Source organism: Amycolatopsis sp. NBC_00438, from assembly GCF_036026695.1.
Lineage (GTDB): Bacteria > Actinomycetota > Actinomycetes > Mycobacteriales > Pseudonocardiaceae > Amycolatopsis.
The window spans coordinates 7,647,165-7,666,500 of the sequence record NZ_CP107923.1; the positions used below are offsets into that span (position 1 = coordinate 7,647,165).

General features: G+C 72.3%; 21 protein-coding genes and 1 pseudogene. 13 read left to right on the forward strand and 9 right to left on the reverse strand.

What is annotated here, in order from left to right:
* Positions 1-522 precede the first annotated feature (522 nt).
* Entirely contained in the window at positions 523-1,731 is a 1,209-nt protein-coding gene (locus OG494_RS34650) for a hypothetical protein (RefSeq protein WP_328445955.1), read from the forward strand.
* A 497-nt stretch (positions 1,732-2,228) separates the two neighbouring features.
* Here the strand turns inward: OG494_RS34650 and yczR are convergent, their stop codons facing one another.
* A complete protein-coding gene (gene yczR / locus OG494_RS34655; protein WP_328445957.1) occupies positions 2,229-3,680 on the reverse strand; it encodes a MocR-like transcription factor YczR in 1,452 nt (483 codons plus the stop codon).
* 61 nt (positions 3,681-3,741) lie between these two features.
* Here yczR and yczE point away from each other — a divergent pair, with 61 nt between their 5' ends.
* On the forward strand, positions 3,742-4,389 hold the full coding sequence (gene yczE / locus OG494_RS34660) for a membrane protein YczE (protein WP_328445959.1): 648 nt from the start codon (positions 3,742-3,744) through the stop codon (positions 4,387-4,389).
* On the opposite strand, the gene OG494_RS34665 is transcribed toward yczE, so the two are convergent.
* Positions 4,386-4,913, reverse strand: coding sequence for a Clp protease N-terminal domain-containing protein (locus tag OG494_RS34665; RefSeq protein ID WP_328445961.1), 528 nt, complete (start codon positions 4,911-4,913; stop codon positions 4,386-4,388). The genes yczE and OG494_RS34665 overlap by 4 nt on opposite strands.
* On the reverse strand, positions 4,913-5,122 hold the full coding sequence (locus tag OG494_RS34670; protein ID WP_328445963.1) for an ECF-type sigma factor: 210 nt from the start codon (positions 5,120-5,122) through the stop codon (positions 4,913-4,915). The genes OG494_RS34665 and OG494_RS34670 overlap by 1 nt, the downstream gene beginning before the upstream one ends.
* 90 nt (positions 5,123-5,212) lie before the next feature.
* Here OG494_RS34670 and OG494_RS34675 point away from each other — a divergent pair, with 90 nt between their 5' ends.
* Together OG494_RS34675 and OG494_RS34680 are read left to right on the forward strand one after the other, a co-directional pair.
* Positions 5,213-6,007, forward strand: a complete 795-nt coding sequence (locus tag OG494_RS34675; RefSeq protein WP_328445965.1) for a hypothetical protein — start codon at positions 5,213-5,215, stop codon at positions 6,005-6,007.
* A gap of 63 nt (positions 6,008-6,070) precedes the next feature.
* A pseudogene (locus OG494_RS34680) lies at positions 6,071-6,634 on the forward strand (DUF998 domain-containing protein); the annotation flags it as partial.
* A gap of 81 nt (positions 6,635-6,715) precedes the next feature.
* Here OG494_RS34680 and OG494_RS34685 read toward each other — a convergent pair.
* Positions 6,716-7,744, reverse strand: coding sequence for a D-cysteine desulfhydrase family protein (locus OG494_RS34685; RefSeq protein WP_328445967.1), 1,029 nt, complete (start codon positions 7,742-7,744; stop codon positions 6,716-6,718).
* A 106-nt stretch (positions 7,745-7,850) separates the two neighbouring features.
* Between OG494_RS34685 and OG494_RS34690 the strand changes: the two genes are divergently transcribed.
* The 3 genes from OG494_RS34690 to OG494_RS34700 are packed head-to-tail and all read left to right on the forward strand — an operon-like array spanning position 7,851 to position 10,653.
* Positions 7,851-9,236, forward strand: coding sequence for an amidase (locus tag OG494_RS34690; RefSeq protein WP_328445969.1), 1,386 nt, complete (start codon positions 7,851-7,853; stop codon positions 9,234-9,236).
* Positions 9,203-9,778, forward strand: coding sequence for a TetR/AcrR family transcriptional regulator (locus OG494_RS34695; protein ID WP_328445971.1), 576 nt, complete (start codon positions 9,203-9,205; stop codon positions 9,776-9,778). The genes OG494_RS34690 and OG494_RS34695 overlap by 34 nt, the downstream gene beginning before the upstream one ends.
* Positions 9,778-10,653, forward strand: coding sequence for an oxygenase MpaB family protein (locus tag OG494_RS34700; protein ID WP_328445973.1), 876 nt, complete (start codon positions 9,778-9,780; stop codon positions 10,651-10,653). The genes OG494_RS34695 and OG494_RS34700 overlap by 1 nt, the downstream gene beginning before the upstream one ends.
* A 58-nt stretch (positions 10,654-10,711) precedes the next feature.
* Here the strand turns inward: OG494_RS34700 and OG494_RS34705 are convergent, their stop codons facing one another.
* Positions 10,712-11,257: a CGNR zinc finger domain-containing protein gene (locus OG494_RS34705; protein ID WP_328445975.1), complete on the reverse strand. Its 546-nt coding sequence runs from the start codon at positions 11,255-11,257 to the stop codon at positions 10,712-10,714.
* 53 nt (positions 11,258-11,310) lie between these two features.
* Here OG494_RS34705 and OG494_RS34710 point away from each other — a divergent pair, with 53 nt between their 5' ends.
* The 5 genes from OG494_RS34710 (at position 11,311) to OG494_RS34730 (ending at position 15,748) form a co-directional block, all read left to right on the forward strand.
* The gene (locus OG494_RS34710) at positions 11,311-12,165 is read left to right on the forward strand and encodes an alpha/beta fold hydrolase (protein WP_328445976.1); all 855 of its coding nucleotides are present in this window, start codon (positions 11,311-11,313) and stop codon (positions 12,163-12,165) included.
* Positions 12,166-12,261: 96 nt separating this feature from the next.
* Positions 12,262-13,662, forward strand: a complete 1,401-nt coding sequence (locus OG494_RS34715) for a hypothetical protein (protein WP_328445977.1) — start codon at positions 12,262-12,264, stop codon at positions 13,660-13,662.
* Positions 13,659-14,051 (forward strand): FixH family protein, encoded by a 393-nt coding sequence (locus OG494_RS34720; RefSeq protein ID WP_328445979.1) that lies wholly within the window; start codon positions 13,659-13,661, stop codon positions 14,049-14,051. Before OG494_RS34715 ends, OG494_RS34720 begins: the two co-directional genes overlap by 4 nt.
* A 16-nt stretch (positions 14,052-14,067) precedes the next feature.
* Entirely contained in the window at positions 14,068-15,210 is a 1,143-nt protein-coding gene (locus tag OG494_RS34725) for a hypothetical protein (RefSeq protein ID WP_328445981.1), read from the forward strand.
* Positions 15,203-15,748 carry a hypothetical protein gene (locus tag OG494_RS34730; protein WP_328445983.1) on the forward strand — a complete coding sequence of 182 codons (546 nt, stop codon included), beginning with the start codon at positions 15,203-15,205 and terminating at the stop codon, positions 15,746-15,748. The genes OG494_RS34725 and OG494_RS34730 overlap by 8 nt, the downstream gene beginning before the upstream one ends.
* Positions 15,749-15,879: 131 nt before the next feature.
* On the opposite strand, the gene OG494_RS34735 is transcribed toward OG494_RS34730, so the two are convergent.
* Positions 15,880-16,134, reverse strand: coding sequence for a DUF397 domain-containing protein (locus tag OG494_RS34735; protein WP_328445985.1), 255 nt, complete (start codon positions 16,132-16,134; stop codon positions 15,880-15,882).
* 557 nt (positions 16,135-16,691) lie between these two features.
* On the opposite strand from OG494_RS34735, the gene OG494_RS34740 reads away from it, so the two are divergent.
* Positions 16,692-16,940 carry a hypothetical protein gene (locus OG494_RS34740; RefSeq protein WP_328445987.1) on the forward strand — a complete coding sequence of 83 codons (249 nt, stop codon included), beginning with the start codon at positions 16,692-16,694 and terminating at the stop codon, positions 16,938-16,940.
* Positions 16,941-17,007: 67 nt separating this feature from the next.
* On the opposite strand, the gene OG494_RS34745 is transcribed toward OG494_RS34740, so the two are convergent.
* The 3 genes from OG494_RS34745 to OG494_RS34755 are packed head-to-tail and all read right to left on the reverse strand — an operon-like array spanning position 17,008 to position 19,291.
* Positions 17,008-17,613, reverse strand: coding sequence for a class I SAM-dependent DNA methyltransferase (locus OG494_RS34745; protein WP_328459108.1), 606 nt, complete (start codon positions 17,611-17,613; stop codon positions 17,008-17,010).
* Between the two features lie 2 nt (positions 17,614-17,615).
* Positions 17,616-18,464, reverse strand: a complete 849-nt coding sequence (locus tag OG494_RS34750; RefSeq protein WP_328445989.1) for an SAM-dependent methyltransferase — start codon at positions 18,462-18,464, stop codon at positions 17,616-17,618.
* Complete coding sequence (locus OG494_RS34755; RefSeq protein ID WP_328445991.1) at positions 18,461-19,291, reverse strand: SAM-dependent methyltransferase; 831 nt, start codon at positions 19,289-19,291, stop codon at positions 18,461-18,463. The genes OG494_RS34750 and OG494_RS34755 overlap by 4 nt, the downstream gene beginning before the upstream one ends.
* Positions 19,292-19,336 lie beyond the last annotated feature (45 nt).

Here is a 19,336-nt window from a genome sequence, read left to right on the forward strand (position 1 = left end):
TCCGCCGCGGAGCCGCCGACGACTCGGAGGCGGCGGGTCCCTCACTTGCCGCATCGTTTCGTGACGCTCCGCGATCGCCCGGAGGAGCGGGATGCCGCCGTCGGGCCGCCGGTGATCACGGTCCGCAGCCTAGAGGCTCACGATTCGGAAACATGCTGATCGGTCCATCGAAATAAGCGAACACGCACCGAGCGCGACCGGTCCGGCACGGTCCGCGACCCACTCCGCGAAAACATCAGGTCAACGCCGGATGGGCCCAACAGTGACACTCGTCCGAATGGCCGCAGAGAGGCGTCCGAACGGCACTGAGAGTGATCAACTCGTCGGCCGTAGATACCTTGCCCGGTAGGGCCGTTCCGCCTTACGGGCTGGATAGAACGCGGGAGAGATGAAAGACTCCCGAGCGGTGCTAGAAAGAGTGCAGCCCCCGGGGGATCTGCGACCTGGCCGGAGAAAGACCCAGCAAGAATCAGACTCGAGCGTGCATCGCGAGAGCTTCAGGCGCGGACGGTGGTGGTGGCGATGAGCAGCACAGCATTCGTGCGCCCCGGCGCCGCGCCACGGCCCGCGCTCACCGTCGGTGAAACTCCTTCGCCTACGCGCGCGCCGCGTCCGTGGGCGTCGGCGCTGCCCCGGCCCGCGGCCCGGATCCTGCTCGCCGGCGGGCTGACGCTGGCCGGCTGGCTGCTCGGCGCCGCACTGACCGGGAACACCGCGTCCGCCGCCGAGGCGGCGACCTGCCCGCAGGCCACGACGTCCCACTCCGCGGCGTCGAAAACGTCCACTGTGGAGCACGGCAGGCACGGCCACCACCGCACGAGCCGCCGCGAGACCGGCGCCGCCACCTGCGCGCAGCAGCCGGCGACCGAGGACAGCGCGACGACCGGCGACGCGACGAAGACAGCCGAAACACCGACGGACGAGACGCCGGCCGCCGAGACGAAGACCGTCGAGAAGCAGAGCCTGGCGAAGGTCAGCGCGAAGCAACAGTCCACGAAGGACGTCCAGACCGACGAAGCGCCGGCGGCCAAGGCCACGACGTCGTCCGCCGACCTGCTCGGCGGGCTCGTCGGCGGTGTCCTCAACGTCGTCGGCGGGACGCTCACCACCGTCACGAACACGGTCGGCGCGGTCACGCACACCGTCGCCACCGTCACCGACACCCTCAGCCACACCGTGCTCGCGCCGCTGACCCAGCCGCCCGCGGATAACCCGGACGCGCCGGTGCTGCTCCCCCTCGACGACGTGCTGGATCCGCTGTTCAACGGCGGGTCGAACGCCGGCGGCGTCACGGCGACCGTGCCCGACGTCGTGAGCGGGGTCGTCACGCAGGTGACGGCGCCAGCCGCCGCCACCGTCGGAACCGCGCCCGCCACGACCCCGGCCGCGACGACCGAAACCTCGACCGGCACCCGGTACGCCGTGGTGCACCTGGTCGAGGTGCAGAACACGGTGCACGCCGTCCAGGAGCGGCCGCGCGATTCCGGCGTTCACGCTCGCAACGGCGGCGGCGACTCCACCCCCGGCCTCCCCGGTGGCACCTCGGCGCCGAGCGCGCCGGCCACCAGTGCCGCCCCGGGCCACGACGGCTCCGGCGGCGCCCGCCCGCAGTTCGCACTGCACACCGACGACGTGACCACCACGCAGCTGAAGCTCATCGGAGCCAGCCGGGACCACGACGTCGACGGCGCGGGGCGCGAAGCCGCCCTGCCCACTACCTCCCCCGACTGACACCCGACCGGGCAGCCGGGGACAACTGCGTCCAAAACAAGATCATCTTGACGGACGTCCACGCCGTTCACGCGTGACATTTCCCCAGCTCAAGTACGTAATCCGTGACTCTTTCACGTCTCGTGACGCCTTGCCGCGTCCGACGTACCCCAGGGGCGACCCATGCGCAGCAACCACAGTCTTTCCGACCGGCCGACCGCGCCCGGCCGGGTCGGATCCCGGTCCCGGCGTCGCACTGCCCCTGCGACGCCGGGACCCACACCGGGCGTGCTCCGGGAATTCCTGCTCACCGCGCCGAGCAGGGACTCGCTTTACCGAGAGCCCGCCTGAGCCGCCGGCTTCCCGGCACGTCGAGGGGCTGTGCCGGGAAGCCGCGGTACCCGCAGCGGAGTCACGTACCGCCGCGGGTGGTGGAAACAGACCGGTGCGCCGGATGCACACGAACGCCGCCCATCCCTGGGAGCAGGCTCGCATCCGGCGCACCGGTCTGTTCTTTCTCAGGAAATCGGGACGTCCAGCGAACGCGGGGTGCCCTGAACGGCGGCCGCCGCGGCGCTCAGCCTGCGGACGGCTTCGTCGATCCGCGCCGGCGGCAGCGAAAACGGCAGGCGGATCCAGCGCTCGAGGCCGCCGTGGACGCCGAAGCGCGAGCCCGGCGCGACCTGGATGCCGTGCCCCGCGGCCGCCACCGCCAGCCGCGAGCTCACCGGCTCCGGCATCCGGCACCACAGCGACAGGCCGCCCTTGGGCAGGGTGAACGTCCAGTCCGGCAGGTGCCTGCGCACCGCCGTCGCCAGGGCGTCGCGGTTGCCGCGCAGCTCCTCGCGACGGCGTCCCAGCGCCGCCCAGCCCTCGTCGCCCAGCAGCTCGGTGAACACCACCTGTTCGAACACCGGCGACCCGAGGTCCACCGCGTAGCGCGCCGAAACCAGGCGGCCGAGCAGGTCTTCCGACGCGCGCATCCAGCCGAGGCGCAGCCCGCCCCAGTGCGACTTCGACGCCGAGCCGACGCTGATCGCCAGGTCGCCGGCGAACGCGGCCAGCGGCGGCGGGCCGTCCAGCGGATCACCCTCGAGGTCCAGCTCCACCAGCGTCTCGTCCACCACCACCGGCGTCCGCGCGCGGGTGAGGACGGCACCGAGCCGTTCGCGGCCTTCGGTGTCCAGCCGCAGGCCGGTCGGGTTCTGGAAGTCGACCACGAGGTACGCGAACCGCGGTGACGCCTGGCGCAGCGCCGCGTCGACGCCGGCGATGTCCCAGCCGCGTTCGCCGGTCGGGTCGAGCGCCACCGGCACCGGGATCCCGTGCGCGGCACGGATCGCCTCCAGCGCGTTCGGGTAGGTCGGCTGCTCCACCAGCACCCGGTCGCCGGGGCCCGCGAGCATGCGCAGGGCCAGCACGAACGCGTGGTGCGCGCCGTTGGTGACCATGACCTGCGCGGGCGTCGTCGGCAGGCCGCGTTCGGTGTAGCGCTGGGCGATCTTCTCGCGCAGGCCGAGCAGGCCCCGCTCCTGGTAGCCGTGGCCCCCCAGGTGGCCGAGGAGCTCGCGGCGGGCGACGTCGACCGCCCCGATCATGCCCGGGATGGCCGGCGAGGACGCGTGGGTGAAGTCGATCAGGTCGTCACCGGCCGGCACGAGCGGCTCACGGCGGCGCCGTCCGGGCGCGGCGATCCACGAGCCCGCGCCGCGGCGGCTGGCGACGAACCCGTTGTCCCGCAAGCGGTCCAGCGCCCCGCCGATCAGCGTCCGGCTGGCGCCGAGCGCGTCGGCCAGCTCGCGCTCGGCGGGCAGCCGGGTGCCGAGCGGGAGCTGGCCGTCGAGCACCTGCAGCTCGATCGCGGCGGCGAGGTCGGCCGCGCCCTGCCGGGAGCCTTGCCGCCACGAGCCCAGCATGACGGCCAGTCGCGGGCCAGAGATCCGTCCACCCAGGGGGACCACGGGTTCCATCAGACCAATATCCTGGAATTGGCTATGGTTTACAAGGCCACTTGACGGCGATAGTGGTCATGTGGCTCAGATCGATCTCCGGCCCGTCCGGATCTCCCGTGACCCCGCCCGCCGCAGCTTCCAGCTGTTCGCGGGCCTCGCCCTCTACGGCGCCAGCGTCGCCCTGGTCACCAGGGCCCGGCTCGGCCTGGAACCGTGGAGCGTGCTGGCCGAGGGCGTGATGAACCGCACCGGCCTCACGTTCGGCACCGTGACCGGCGTGGTCTCGGTGGCCGTGCTCCTGCTGTGGATCCCCCTGCGCCAGCGGCCCGGGATCGGCACCATCGCGAACGTCGTCGTCATCTCGGTGGTGGTCGACCTGGTCCGGGCGGTGCTCCCGGACCAGCACGAGCTCGGCTGGCAGATCACGCTCCTGGTCGGCGGGGTCGCGCTGAACGCCGTCGCGACCGCCACCTACGTCGGCGCCCGGCTCGGGCCGGGCCCCCGCGACGGCCTGATGACCGGGCTCGCCGGGCGCACCGGCTGGTCGGTCCGGCTGGTGCGGACCGGCATCGAGATCACCGTGGTCGCCGCGGGCTGGCTGCTCGGCGGGACCGTCGGGGTCGGCACCGTGCTCTACGCCCTCGCGATCGGCCCGCTGACCCAGCTCCTGCTGCCCTTCGTCGTGTGGCGCGAACCGCAGCGCGAAGAGCAGGAGCCCGTGCGCTAACCGGCCTTGCGCCGCTGCACGATCCTTCGCAGCGTCAGGTAGTCGGCCCCGCGTCGCGCCAGGACGTCATCGGTGCCGCGCTGCTGGGCCAGCGCCAGCAGGATGTGCTCCTGCCCCAGGTGCTTGTCCCCCAGCCGGACGGCCTCCTTGAGGCTCAGTTCGAGGGTCTTCTTCGACTGGGCGGTGAACGGGATGTGCCCGCGCTTGGCCGGGCCGAGCCGGCCGGCCAGCGCGCCCTCGCCGTGGGTCTGCTCGACCCGCTCGACGATCTGCGCGACGTCGATGCCGAACTCGGTAAGCGCCTCGGCGTCGGCGTCACTGACCCCGCCCCGGCGCCGGGTGCGCTCCAGCTCCGCGGCGACGTCCTCGGTGGCGATGCCCAGCTCGGTGAGCAACGGGACGTCCGCCTTCAGCAGCCCGGCGAGCAGGTGCGGCGGCGCGATCTCCACCGAACCGGACTCGCGCGCCACGATCTGCGCCTCGACGACGGCCATCCGCGCGTCTTCGGTGAACCTCTCGAACATCAGTGCCTCCCGTACTTCTTGTGCACGGCCTGCCGGCTGACCCCCAGCTCGGCGGCGATCTCCTGCCACGACCAGCCGTGCATCCGCGCACTGCGGACCTGCACGGCCTCCAGTTGTTCCACCAGCCGCCGGAGCGCGGCGACCGCACGCAATCCCACCCGGGGATCGCGGTCGCCGGCCCGGGCGGCCAGGTCCGTCGCTTCCGTCATGCTGTCAACCTACGTTGACACCTTGAGCCTGTCAACCAGAGTTGACAGATTCGACGCGAGGACCCCGCCCGGCGACGTACAGTCGGGGCCATGCCCGAGATCGTGATCGCCGAGCGGGCCGGGGTGGGCGCCGACGGCCTCCCCCGCCCGACCGAAGACCACGTCGTCGTGCTGGACAACGCGGTTCTGCTCCTCGACGGCGCCACCTCGCCGGACCCCTCGCTGCCCCCGGGCGGCTGGTACGCGGAACGGCTGGCCCGGCGGCTCGCCGACGACCTGCGCACCGCGCCCGAAGCCGACCTGACCGACGTGCTGACCACCGCGATCGCCGTCGTCACGGCGGAGAACGAGCTACGCCCGCAGCGGTCGCCGTCGAGCACCGTCGCGGCCGTGCGCTGGCTCGACGACCGCGTCGACGCGCTGGTCCTGGCCGACAGCCCGGTGATCGGCTTCGGCGACTCCGAGGACTTCGGCACCGAGGGCGTCGACGTCGTCTCGGACGACCGGCTCGCCGGCCTGCGGCGGCGCGGGATGCTCCAGACCGGCGCCGACGTCCGGCGCCGGCGCAACGCCCACGACGGCTTCTGGGTCGCCGAAGCCGATCCGGGCGCCGCCGCGCACTCGGTCCGGCGCAGCTGGCGGCGGACCGACGTCGACGCCGTCCTGCTGGCCAGCGACGGCGTGTCCATCGGCGTCGACCAGTACACGCTGTTCGACTGGCGCGGCGTCCTGGCCACCACCCGCGCCAACGGGCCGGACGCGGTGCTGGACGCCGTCCGCACCGCGGAGAAGCAGGACCCGGACGGCGAACGCTGGCCGCGGCCGAAACGCCACGACGACCAGGCGCTCGTCCTCGTCGACTTCGCGGCCTGTTCCAGGGTTTGATCCGGGGGTAGTTCAGGGTCTTCCCGGATCACGGCTGTCCGGTTCTTCGGGACCCTGGACGGCATGGGGACGGAACAGGGGAAGCGCACGAGACCGTGGCGGCTCGTGGCGCTGGGTGCGATCGGGTGGGGTCTCTTCACGGCCGTGGTGCTGCACATCATCAGTTCGCACGACCCGGTGTACGACACCTTGTCGAGCTACACCGTCACCGACCGGGGCGAAGGCATGCTCGCCGCGAGTGTGCTGTCGCTGGCCATCGGCTCGCTGGCGGTGCTCGGCGCGCTGCACGTCGCCGGCGTGCCGCTCTCGCGGACGACGCGGCTGCTGCTGGCGCTCTGGTCGCTCGGGATGGCCGCCGCCGCGGTGTTCCCGGCGAGCTACCCGGCGGCGCCGGACCCGGTGAGCGGCGAGATCCACCTCTACGCGTGCCTGGTCGCGTTCTGCAGCCTGCCCGGCGCGGCGTTCACGCTGCTGGAGCCGCTGAAGGACCGGCCGGAGCGGGTCGCCGTCGTCCGCGCGCTGCGACTGTCCGCGGTCGCGTTCGGTCTCTTCGCCCTCAGCTTCGTGTTCGTGCGGCTGAGCGAAGCCGGGATCGCGCCGTTCCACGAGCTCTCGGACGTCGTGCCGATCGGCGTCACGCAGCGGGCGCTGCTGCTCGCGGACGTCGTGCTGCTGTTCGCCTTGCTGCGGGTGGCGACCCGGCTGGAGTCAGCCTTCGACGGCCGCCGCGAATTCGGGCAGGTAGCCGTACAGGCCGGGCATGCCGCCGGTGTGCAGGAACACCACGTGGTCGTCCGGGGCGAAGTGGCCCGCCCACTCGACCAGCGCGGCGGCCACTTTGCCGCTGTAGACCGGATCGAGCACGACGCCTTCCGTGCGCCCGAAAAGCCTTAGCGCGTCCCACACCGCGTCGGTCGGGATGCCGTAACCGGGGCCGAGCGTGGAGTCGCCCAGCCGGACGTGGTCGAGCGACGGCGGTTCGACGCCGAGCAGCTTCGCCGCGCCGGAGGTGAGTTCGCGCAGGTTCGCCGTGGCCTCGTCGAGCGGGTGGCTGACGCAGGCGACGCCGACGCCGAGGCCGCCGAGCAGCCCGGCGGCCAGCGCCACCCCGGCCGCGGTGCCGCCGCTGGCGTGCGGAACGACGAGGTGGGCGCGGTCGATACCGCGTTCGGCGAGCTGGGTCGCGAGTTCGTGAGTGGCCCGGACGTACCCGAGCGCGCCGAGGTCGTTCGAGCCGCCGACCGGGACCATGGCGATCTTCCGGCCTTCTTGCGCGGCTTCGGCGACGAGCCGGTCGTACGTCCGGCCGGTCTCCTCGCCGTCGGCGCAGACGTGGACGTTCGCGCCGAAGAGCTTGCCGAGCACGATGTTCCCGCCGCGCTCGTACGCGTCGCCGTCGCGCGGGACCTTCGCGGTGAGGACGAGTTCGCAGCGCAGGCCGAGCTTCGCGCACGCCGCGGCGGTCTGACGACCGTGGTTGGTCTGCAGGGCGCCGAAGGTGATGACGGTGTCCGCGCCGGCTTCGAGCGCGGCACCGAGGTGGTATTCGAGCTTGCGGAGTTTGTTGCCGCCGGCGCCGAGCGGGTGCACGTCGTCGCGCTTGAGCAGGAGGTTCGGCAGGCCGAGCGCTTCGCCGAGCCTGGGCGCCGCGTGCAACGGCGTCGGCCAACCGCCCAGGTCGACGCGCGGCACGGCGTCCAGCGCGGCGGTCGGGAATCGGTCGAAGTCGAACGTCATCGGCCCTCCAGGCTCGGTTGTCCACCCACAGTAAAGCGGGAGTGGCCGGAGACCGTCGGTATCCGGTAACGTTCGTTCGAACGAACGAGAACTCTCGGGGGCAGCCATGACCGCGACACCGAAGACCGGCCTCGACTTCACCGGGCTCGCCGCGCAGGCCGCCCAGCTCGCCGCCGGTGCCGTGACCTCGGCCGACCTGACCGCGGCCGCTCTCGGACGGGCCCACGCGAGCCAGCCCACGCTCAACGCGTTCCGCTACCTCCGCGACGACGACGCCCTCGCCGACGCCGCCGAAGCCGATCGGCGGCTCACGGCCGGGGAACGCCCGCCGTTGCTCGGGGTCCCCGTCGCGATCAAGGACGACGTCGACCTCACCGGCCTGCCCACCGCGTTCGGCTGTCCCGGCGAGTTCCCGGCCGCCACGCGGGACGCGCCCGCCGTCGCCCTCCTGCGCGAAGCGGGCGCCGTGATCATCGGCAAGACCAACACGCCCGAGCTGGGCCAGTGGCCGTTCACCGAAGGGCCGGCCTTCGGGACCACACGCAACCCGTGGGACCTCGGGCACACGCCCGGCGGGTCCTCGGGCGGGAGCGCGGCCGCGGTGGCGTCGGGGGTCATCGCGGCCGCGCTCGGCTCGGACGGCGCCGGCTCGGTGCGCATCCCCGCCGCGTGGACCGGGCTCGTCGGGATCAAGACCCAGCGCGGCCGCATCCCCACCGACGGCGAGCTGTTCCACGGCCTGACCGTGCTCGGCCCGCTCGCCCGCACCGTCGAAGACGCCGCCCTGCTGCTCGACGCCACCGCGGGCACCGGCCGGGCGTTCCAGAAGGCCGCGACGCGCGAGCCCGGGCGGCTGCGGATCGGGCTGTCGACGCGGATCCCGTTCACCGCCACCAAGACCCGGCTCGACCCGGTCGTCGAAGCGAACGTACGGCGCCTCGCCGAGTCGCTCGCCGGGCTGGGCCACGAGATCGTCGAGATCGAACCGGACTACGGGCTGATCGGCCTGACCTTCCTGCCGCGCTCGCTCACCGGCGTCCGCGACTGGACGCTGCGGGTGCCCGACCGCACCGGCCTCGATCCGCGTACCCGCAGCAACGCCGGCCAGGGCCGGCTGCTCGCCGGGCCCGCGCTGCGGCTCGCCCGCGCGCTCGAGCCGGGGCTGCACCGCCGGATCGGCTCGGTGTTCGGCCGCGTCGACGTCCTGCTGACCCCGACGACCGCGACCCCGCCGCCGCCGATCGGCACCTTCGACGGCCTGACTGCCTGGCAGACCGACCAGGCCATGATCGCCGCCTGCCCGTACGCTTGGCCGTGGAACGTGCTGGGCTGGCCGGGGGTCGGCGTCCCGGCCGGGCGCACGGCCGGCGGGCTCCCGCTCGGGGCGCAGCTGCTCGGCCCGTCGCACGCCGAGGAGCGGCTGATTTCCCTTGCCGCGCAACTGGAAGAGGTCGAACGGTGGCCGGAACGGCATCCCGAGACAAGCTGGTAAGCACCCGGGACGCCATCCTGCGCGGCGCGCTGAGCGTCGTCGGCGAACACGGCGTCGGCGGCCTAACGAACCGCCGGATCGTGGCCGCCGCCGGGGTTTCGCTCGGCACGCTCACCTACCACTTCGCCAGCCAGACGGCGCTGCTGCGCGAGGCGATGCTGCTGTTCGCCGAGCAGGAGACGACCAAGCTCGGCGCGATCGTCGACGGCTACCGCGCGGACGGCCTGAGCCTCGAGCAGGCGGCCTCGGTCGTCGAGCACGTGATCGCGCAGCTGCCGTTCGGCGCCGACGAGCTCGGCGCGCACGAGCTGTACCTCCAGTCCGCGCGGGACCCGGAGCTGCACGAAGCGTCTTCGCGCTGCTTCGCGGCGTATGACGAACTCGCCGTGACGATCCTCGAAGCGCTTGGTGTGCCGGAGCCGCGGCGGCTGGCCGGGCCGGTCGTCGCGCTGATCGCCGGGCTGCAGCTGCGCCGCCTGGCCACCGGCGACACCGCGACCCCGATCGCCGAGCCGCTGATGATGCTGATCCGCGGGGCTTGATGGCACGGGACATCGTCCGGGGCACGGCGGCGTGGAAGTACTTCGGCGACTTCCGCGACGGACTGCTGGCCGGGCAGGTCCTGGTGCTGCAGGTGGCGCACCCGGTCGTCGCGGCCGGCGTGCGCGACCACTCGGACTACGCCGCGGATCCCTGGACGCGCCTGATGCGCACGGGTGCGTCGCTCTCGATCTACGTCTACGGCGGCCCGGCGGGCGCGCGGGTCGAGGCGTCACGGCTGCGGGAGCTGCACCGCGGCTTCACCGGCGTCGCCGACGGACGCCGGTACAGCGCTTTGAACCCCGCCGCGTATGCCTGGGTGCACGCGACTTTGGTGAAGGTTCCCGTTGACGCGCAACGGTTCTTCGGCCATCCACTGTCCACTTCGGAGCTGGAGGAGTACTACGCGCAGATGTGCGACATCGGCCGGCTGCTCGGCGTGCGCGAGCAGGACCTGCCGCCGGACTGGGCCGCGTTCGAGCGCTACTACGACGAGATGGTCTCGGCCTTCGCGCCGAACCCGACGATCACCACGCTCTTCGAGACCATCCGGACCGTGCGCAAACCGGTCCGGTGGCTGCCGGACTCGTGGTGGCGGCTGCACGCCCGGGCGCAGATGTTCCTGCTCCGGGCCACGCTGCCACCGGAGCTCCGCGCCCGTCTCGGTCTCCAGTGGACAGCCGCCGACCAGCGCCGCTTCACGCGATTCGCTCGGTGGGTACGGCTCGTGAGCCTGCCGATCCCGGCGTGGCTGCGGACGGCGCACATGCGCTGGATCGGCAAGCTCAACGTCTGGTTCCGCGCCCACCCCCGCGCCTACCGCCTCCTGATCCGCCACAACGGCCCCGGCGCACGCCCCAACACGCATCTTTCATAGCGAAAGTGACGCTCTCGGCCTCCGGTGAGCTTTCACAGGGAAAGATGCGTCTGGGGCGTCAGGGGGTGTGGGGGCGGAGTCGGGCGTAGTGGGCGCGGGCTTTGGCGCGGTTTCCGCAGCGGGACATCGAGCACCACTGGCGGTTGCGCCGGGGGGATGCGTCGGAAAAGCGCAGGCCGCAGTCGTCGGCTGCGCAGATGCGGATCGAGGCGTCGCTTGTAGCCAGGTCGATGGCATCCGCGGCCAGGGCCGCGAACGCCGCCGCCACCGGGTCCGGCGGCGGCGGGACTTCGCGACGCAGGCCGCCGTCGCCGAACGCCAGCCGCGCGGGTGGGCCCGGGGCCGCGGCGGCCGCGGTGTTCAGCAGGTCGACGTCCCTCCACCTGGGCAGCTCGGTGAGCAGGACGCGGTCCGTGGCCTCGCGCAGCGCTTTTGCCGCCAGGACGTTTCCGGCCGTGACCGAGCCCGTTGTGAAGCCGGCCAGGTCGAGCCACTCGGCCAGCGCGTCCGGGCCGGTCAGCAGCTCGACGCCCTCGGTGTGCCGGGCGCGCCGCGTGTTGACCAGGTCCAGGCACGGGCGACCGCCGTCGAAGACCCATTCCATGACGCCATCCTAACCCTTGAATGCGGTTAGAAGCCCGCGTACCGTCTAACCGCATGAACCGGTTAGAGAGCATGGCGACGGTGGACGACCTGCGGATGCACTACCTGCGCGCCGGCGACGGGCCGCCGCTGTTCCTGCTGCACGGCTGGCCGCAGACGTCGCACTGCTGGCACAAGGTCCTCGAGCCGCTGGCCGAGACGCACACCGTGATCGCCCCCGACCTGCGCGGTTACGGCCGCACCGACAAACCCCGCCATGGCTACGACAAGCGCACCATGGCCGCCGACGTCGCCGCGCTGGCCGAGCACCTGGGATTCGGAAAAGTCTCCGTCGCCGGGCACGACCGCGGCGGCCGTGTCGCGCACCGCTGGGCGCTGGACCGCCCGGAACAGGTCGAACGTCTCGCCGTGCTCGACATCGCGCCGACCCGCGCGATGTGGCAGCGCCTCGACACCGGCGTCGCGAAGGCTTACTGGCACTGGCTCTTCCACCTCCAGCCCGACCTGCCGGAACTGCTGGCCGGCCAGAACATCGCCGGCTACCTCGGGTACTTCTACGAACGCTGGACCTACCAGCGGCACAGCCTCGACCCGGACGCCGTCGCCGAGTACGTCCGCGCGTTCTCCCAGCCCGGCGCGCTGCGGGCCGGGTTCGACGACTACCGCGCGTCCTTCCCGGACGACGCCGAGCTCGACGACGCCGACTTCGCCGCCGGAAACCGGCTCGGCCAGCCGGTTCTCGCGCTCTGGGGCGCGAACGGCCTGCTCGGCACGCTGCCGACGCTGGACATCTGGCGGGAGTACGCGAACGACGTCACCGGCGTGGCGCTCGCGGAGTGCGGCCACTTCCTGCCTGAGGAGCAGCCCGGCGAAGTCGTCTCCCACCTGCGGGAATTCTTCAACCCCTGAGACTTCAGGGGGTGCTTGTCCCCCGGGCTGGGGACCGAAGTTCCCTCGCCGCCGTGACGCCCGCCACCCCGCCGCGTCGCTAGGTTCGGGACCACGATGGGGACCACACCTAAAGCGACTTTGCTGCTCCTGCTGGCCTTGCTGGGGATCACGCTCGGCACGGGGACCGCGCACGCCGACGGCGCGCCGGCCGGCACCGACATCCAGGTGGCGCAGACGCTCGGCGCGCGCGAACTGACCGTGATCATCCGGCGGGTCGACACGACACCGTCGCCGCTGCGGGTCGACGTCGTGACGCATCAGGGCACCGCGCCCGGCACGCTGCACCTGACCGCCGCGGCCGACGGGGTCGTGACGTCGCGGGGTGACGTCGTCCTCGGCGCCGAGCCGGGGATGTACCCGGGGACCCTGCAGGTCGGCAAACCCGGGCCGTGGCAGCTTTCGCTGAGCGACGGCTCCGGGCCGGCCGCGACGATCCCGTTCGTCGTGCCCGCGCGCGTCGTCCCGCCGTGGGAGAAGGCGACCTACGGCGGGTTCGTCGCGGCGGGTGTGTTCCTGCTGCTCGCGCTGGTCGTCGGGGTCCGGGCGCGGCGGACGGCGTTCGCGCTGATCCCGGCCGGCGGTCTGGTCGCCGCCCTCGCCGTCGCGGTCACCGGCGCGCTGCTGTCGGCGAGCTCTCCCCCGCCACCCGCGCCCGGCAGCCAGCTCGACCCGACGTTCGACAACGTCACCGACCCGTACGCGAACGCGCGACTGTCCACAGTGGACTACTCGCGGCCGCCGGTGAACCTCGCGGTGCGCCCGGCGCCCGACGGGCTCCAGCTCGGCTTCACCGACGGCGCCACCGGCCTGCCGGTCGACGACCTGCTCATCCACGACACCGCGCTCGTGCACCTGGTCGTCGTCTCGCCGTCCGGGCGGATGAGTCACCTGCACCCGGTGCGCGTCGGGCCCGGTGACTACCGCGTCCGCGTCGCCGATCCGGAGGCGGGCACGTACGCGGTGGCCGCGGAACTCGTGCGGCGCGGCGGCGGCGTCCAGCTCGCCCGGTCCACAGTGGACTTGAGCGGCACCGCCGCACCCGGGTCCGAACCGCCCGGCGCCGGCCCGCGCACGATCGACGGCGTCCCGGTCGACCTCACGATCTCACCCGGCACGCCGACCACCGTCACCGCGCACTTCCCCGCCGGCGACCTGCAGCCGTGGCTGGGCATGCTCGGCCACCTCATCGTCGCCGGGCCGATCACCGGCCCGGACGTCGGCGCGAGCGCGGCGAAAGCACCGACGTGGGCGCACGTCCACGCCATGATCCCGCCGCTCGCGGGCCAGCTCGACCGGCCGGACGAGACCGTCGCCGCGTACGGCCCGGACGTCAGCTTCACCTACACCTTCGCCGCGCCCGGCCGGTACCGGATCTGGCTGCAGGCCGAACGCGGTTACCGCGTGCTCACCATCCCCGCGGTGGTCGACGTCCCGACGACAGGAGCCGCCCGATGAAACGCCCGACGTTGCTGATCACCGTGGTCGCGCTGGTCGTCGCGGCCGGCGCCGCCTGGCTGCTCTGGGGCGGCGGCGGCGCGAAACCCACTACGCAGCAGGCGACTTCCGGCCCGTACACCGTCCAGTTCTCCGCGGACGAGCCGCGCATCGGCGGCAACACGTTCGCGGTGGCGGTGACCGGGCCGGCGCCCGAAGCCGTCACCGTCGCGCCGGTGATGGCGCCGATGGGCCACGCGCTCACGCCGGTGCCCGCCGGGCCGGACGGGCCCGGCCGCTTCCGCGCCGCGGACGTCGGGCTGCCGATGTCCGGGCAGTGGGAGATCACCGTTTCGCTGCGTGGCCCCGGTGGGCCCGCGCAGGTCGTCTTTCCGTTGCTGGTCAAATAAAGAAAGGTCGGGGGAAATGGATCTCACCGCATCCGGCGTGCACACCGCGTCGGTGGCGAAACAGGCGCGAACGGGGTTGCTGCCGGCGAACGTCGTGCTCGGCGGTTCGCTGTTGTCGCTGGTCGGGTTGACCTGGGACATCCAGTGGCACAGCGACGTCGGGCCGGACACGTTCTTCACGCTGCCGCACCTGTTCCTGTACGCGGGCAGCGCGGTCGTCGGCCTGGCGAGCCTCGCCGTCGTGCTGCTGACGACGGCGGCGCGGCGCGCGGGCCGGCCGGTCGACGCCCGGGTCGGCGGGCGCGTGGTCAACGTGTTCGGCAAGACCTTCGCGGCGCCGATCGGCTACCTGGTCTCCGGCGTCGGCGCCGCGACGTTCCTGCTGTACGGCCTCTGGGACCAGTGGTGGCACGGCCTTTACGGCTTCGACGCGGTCATCGACTCGCCACCGCACATCGGGCTGCTGCTGTCGATCACGATCTCGCTGATCGGCACGACCGCGGTGTTCGCCGCGGCCCGGGAACACCGCTGGGGGCGGCTCGGCGTACTGGCGTCGCTCACCGTGCTGCTCACCTTCGGGCCGGTGCTGGCGCTCGGGTTGCAGCAGGTGCCGGACGACTACGCCGACGCCGTCTCGATCGGCTGCTCGATGATGGCCGTGCTGCTGGTGACGGTCGGCGCCGGGTTCCTGCGCCGCCCGGGCGGGGCGCTCGGCACCGCGGCACTGGTCGCGGCCGTGCAGGCGGTCTTCTGGTGGTTCTCGCCGTGGGCGGCGAAGGCGTACGCCGACCTCGTCGGCCTGCCGCTGCGGGACGCGATTTCCGGGGTGCCGGAAATGCCGTCGCTGACGCCGATGGCGTTGCTGCCGGTGGCCGCGCTGATGGAGGCGGGCTACCTGCTCGGCCGTCGCCGCGGCTGGCGCGCGGGCCGCGTTTCGGTGGTCGTCGGCGGGGTCGCCGGCCTGCTGATCGGGCTGAGCCTGCCGCTGCAGCGGGCCATGCTCTACACCGGCGCGCACGTGCCGCCGGTCTGGTACCTGACGACGACCGCCGTGCTCAGCGCGGCACTGGGGCTGCTCGGCGGGTTCGCCGGGTGGCGGTTCGGCGGGATGCTCTGCCTGCTGGCGCCCGCGAAGAAGGGGGAAACCGCTGATGCGTAAGGCACTTTTAGCACTGGCCGCCGCGGCCGGCCTGCTGTTCGCCACCGAGGCACCGGCGAACGCGTACGAGCCCGTCAACATCGTGCACACCGAGCACGTGCAGGCCGGCCCGTACGCGATGACCATCGGCTTCAGCACCTGGCCGCTGCGCGCCGAGCAGTCGCTGGACTTCACCTTCATCCCCGACGGCGGGATCGACGACAAGTCCGGCACGCTCACGATGGTCAACCCGGAGGGCGGCAAGAACCGGATCCAGCCGCTGGTCCGGCATCCGCGCAAGCGCGAGGTCTGGGGGCTCGACGTCCGCTCGATGCCGCGCCCGGGCGACTGGACGTTCCGGTTCGTGGTGAACGGGCCGGCCGGGTCCGGCACCGGCGAGCTGCGCGCGCTGCCGGTGCTCGAGCAGCCGGGGCCGCCGATGGGACTGAGCTGGGCGATCAGCACGCTCCCGCTGATCGGGCTCGTGGTGATCGTGGTGCTGGCGTGGCGCCGGACCCGCGGCCGGTTGCGGGGTGGGGAGCTCCCGGCAACCGGGTGAGATTTCGGTCACATACCGCAGTCACGGGTATCCACGCCGTGGCGAAGGCCCCCTTCTCTGCAAGAGGGAAGGGGGCCTTCGTGTTTTTCCTACACGGTCGGGTGATCATGATCACCCGGTCAAGGGATACGTCAGGCGGGCAGGTCGAACTGCCCCGCCTTCACGGCGACCAGGAACGCTTCCCACTCGGCGGCGTCGAACACGAAGACCGGGCTGGTCGAGAGCTTGGTGTCCCGGACGCCGATCAGGCCTTCCCGACCCAGGTTGACCTCGACACAGCTGCCACCGTTGGGCTCGCTGGCGAACGATTTCTCCCACGCGGCCTCTTCGAACAGGGACACGGCCGTGCTCGGATCGTAATCCGCGAACGACGGATAATCCGCCATGGGTCGTACCTCCGTGGATCGATGGGGGGCGCGGCCGCGACCTGGTCGAAGGTACCCGCTCCCGGCTACTCAGTGTCTCAATGGAGCAGAGTGCAGGGCCAAGCGGGTGATCAACTAGCTCCGGCCTCGACATGAAGATTATTCCAGGAGTAGGATTAATCGCATCGGCCGGGGGCGGCGCTGTCGGTGAACGACAACCCGCATGCGGCGGGCGGCAGGATCGCCGCGCCGGCCGCGCACAGCACACCATCCACCTTCGCAGTACCTCATGGGGGAGGACCAGCGTGATTACCGAGGACAGTGCGCCACCGGGCGTCGTCGTCGTGGGCAGGCTCGCCAGGGGAACCGCCGGTGAGGCCCGCCGGGTGGTCCACGTCTTCGACGTGGCGGCCACCGCGGCCACGAGTGAGCTGGTCCGTACCCAATGCGGGGAAGCGCTTTCCCGCACCGATGTCGAATGGCTGGCCCCCGGGGTCGGCATGCCTTGTGAACCCTGTCTCGGACTGACCACGGGCGAACCCGCCCGGTCACCGCGACGAGAGCTGGGGGTGTAGACGATGGCCGTCCGCTTGAACTCGCTCTTCCGTCGTGAGGAAGACCACCACGGTCGCCTCGGCATCGCGGATGAGCTGCGGAACCGGTTCGGTTTCAGCCTGATCCAGGCACCGCTGCGCAAGACCACGACCTGGGCCACGGACGTCGACGTCCCGGCCCGCCCCTCCGACGGTGTCCGCACGACGCGCCCGCTGGAGACCGCGATCGACCTGACCCCGCTGCTGCGCGGTCGCATCGGCTCGCGCGCCTGACTGAGCCCCACCACCACACCGAAGGAGCCCCGGTTCACGACGAACCGGGGCTCTTGCCGTTGTCGGGCTACGGTTTCCGCAGCAGGAGCGCGGCGCGACGGAAACGCTCGCCTTCACCGGGCACGCGGTAGACGCGCCCCATCTCGACGAGGCCCGCGTCCCGGGCCAGCCCGGCCAGTTCGTCCAGGGGCCACCGGTAGGCCGGGGTGACCGCGTGGTCGAACACCGTCAGCGGATCGCCGTCGGATTCGAAGCAGCCCAACAGAACGTGACCGCCCGCGGCCAACGTCCGGGTGAATTCGGCGAAGTACCCCGGCACCTCTTCCGGCGGGCTGTGGATCATCGAGTACCACGTCAGGATCCCGGCGAGCGAGGCGTCCGGGAGGTCCAGCGCCGCCATCGAACCGACCTCGAACCGCAGATCGGGCGCGGCCGCCCGGGCCAGCTCGATCATCGCCGGCGACAAGTCGACGCCGAAGACGTCCAAGCCGCGGTCCCGGAGGTGCGCCGTGAGGTGGCCGGGCCCGCAGCCGAGGTCGGCGACGAGCCCGGCGCCACGCACGTGCTCGACGAACGCGGCCAGGGCGGCGTTGTCCAACGGCGAAGCGTCCCAGACCTCGCGGGCGAACTCGGCGTACCGGACGGCCATCGCGTCGTAGGCGGCGGCCGTCACGCTCACGGCTTGCGGCCGAGGCCGCAGATGTGGCCGCTGAACGCCGGGTCGTTCGCGAGCTTCTTCGTCGCCCGGGACTCGATCTCCTCGGGGTGCCACTCCGGCAGGTAGACGATGCCCGGCTCGACGAGCTCCAAGCCGTCGAAGAACGACGTGAACTCCGCCTTGCTGCGCAAGTACAGCGGGGTGCTGGACTTGTTGTACTGCTCCACGACCGACGCCCGGCTGTCCGCGTCGGCCAGCGCGTCGAGGCCTTCGGTGGTCAGGTGCGAGGACAGGAAGTACGAGCCCGACGGCAGCAGCGACAGGTACTTCTGGATGGTCTCGGCCACCGGCTCGTCCTTGCCGAGGAAGTACAGGACGCCGACGATGATCAGCCCGATCGGCCGGTTCGGGTCGAGGACGCCGGTGTCGAGCGCGCGCTTCCAGATGTCGGCCGGGTCGCGCAGGTCGCCCTGCAGCACCGCGTGCCGGCTCGCGACGCCTTCCTGCTCCAGCAGGATCTGCGAGTGCGCTACGGCGACCGGCTCGTTGTCGACGTACACGCACCGCGCGTCGGGGTTCACCTCCGCCGCGACCTCGTGCACGTTGCCGACCGTCGGGACGCCCGAGCCGAGGTCGAGGAACTGGTCGATCCCGTTGCGCGCCAGGTAGCGCACGCCGCGGCCGAGGAAGTCCCGGCCGACGCGGGCGACCGTCTTGATCATCGGGAAGGTCTTGACCGCCTGCTCGCCGAACTGGCGGTCGATGGCCCAGTTGGCGTCGCCGCCGAGGAACCAGTCGTAGATGCGGGCCGCGTTCGGCCGCTCGAGGTCGACGCCTTCGGGGGCTTCGGGATCCTGCGTCGTCATGCTGTCCGTCCTCCAGGCTTGCGGCCGACACCGCCGACCACGCTCGCGAGGGGGACCGTGGCGGCGCCGGGGTCAGGGCGCCACTCTCCCACAGGCACGATTCCCGGCTCGACGACGTCGAAGGTACCGAAGAACGCGGCGATCTCGTCGAGCGATCGCGAAACCGCCGGCGAACTCGACCGCTCCGACAGCTTCACCAGCCGCCGGATCTGGTCCAGCTCCGCCCCGGTGACGCCGGATTCGGTCGCGTGGGACAGCACGTACGCCGAGCCCGGCGAGAGCAGCGTCCGGTAGTCGCGGATCGCCTCGCGCACGCCGCCGGGGTCGGGCAGGAAGTGCAGCACGGCCACGCTGAGCAGGCAGATCGGCTCGTCCGGGTCGAGCACGCCGGTGGCCAGCGCGGCTTCCCAGACCTCCTCGGCGTCGCGCAGGTCGGCGTGCAGGACGGCGTGGCGCCCGGGATCACCGGTCTCCTCCAGCAGGATCCGCCCGTGCGCGACGGCCACCGGTTCGTTGTCGACGTACACGCACCGGCTGTCGTCGACGTGGTCGTCGGCCACCTCGTGCACGTTGCCCGCGGTCGGGATGCCGGAGCCGAGGTCCAGGAACTGCGTGATGCCCTGGGAAAGGCAGTAGCGGACGGCGCGGCCGAGGAAGTCGCGGTTGCCCCGGGCGAGGGCGCGCGTCAGCGGGAACGCCTGCAGCGCCAGCTCGCCGTACTGCCGGTCGACCGCCCAGTTCGCGGTGCCGCCGAGCGCCCAGTCGTAGATCCTCGCCACGTTCGGCCGTTCCAGGTCGACGGCGCCGGGGAGGAAGTCGGGGTCCACGATGTCCCCTTCGGATGACGCAGCCGGTGGTGGGTTCGGGCGCAA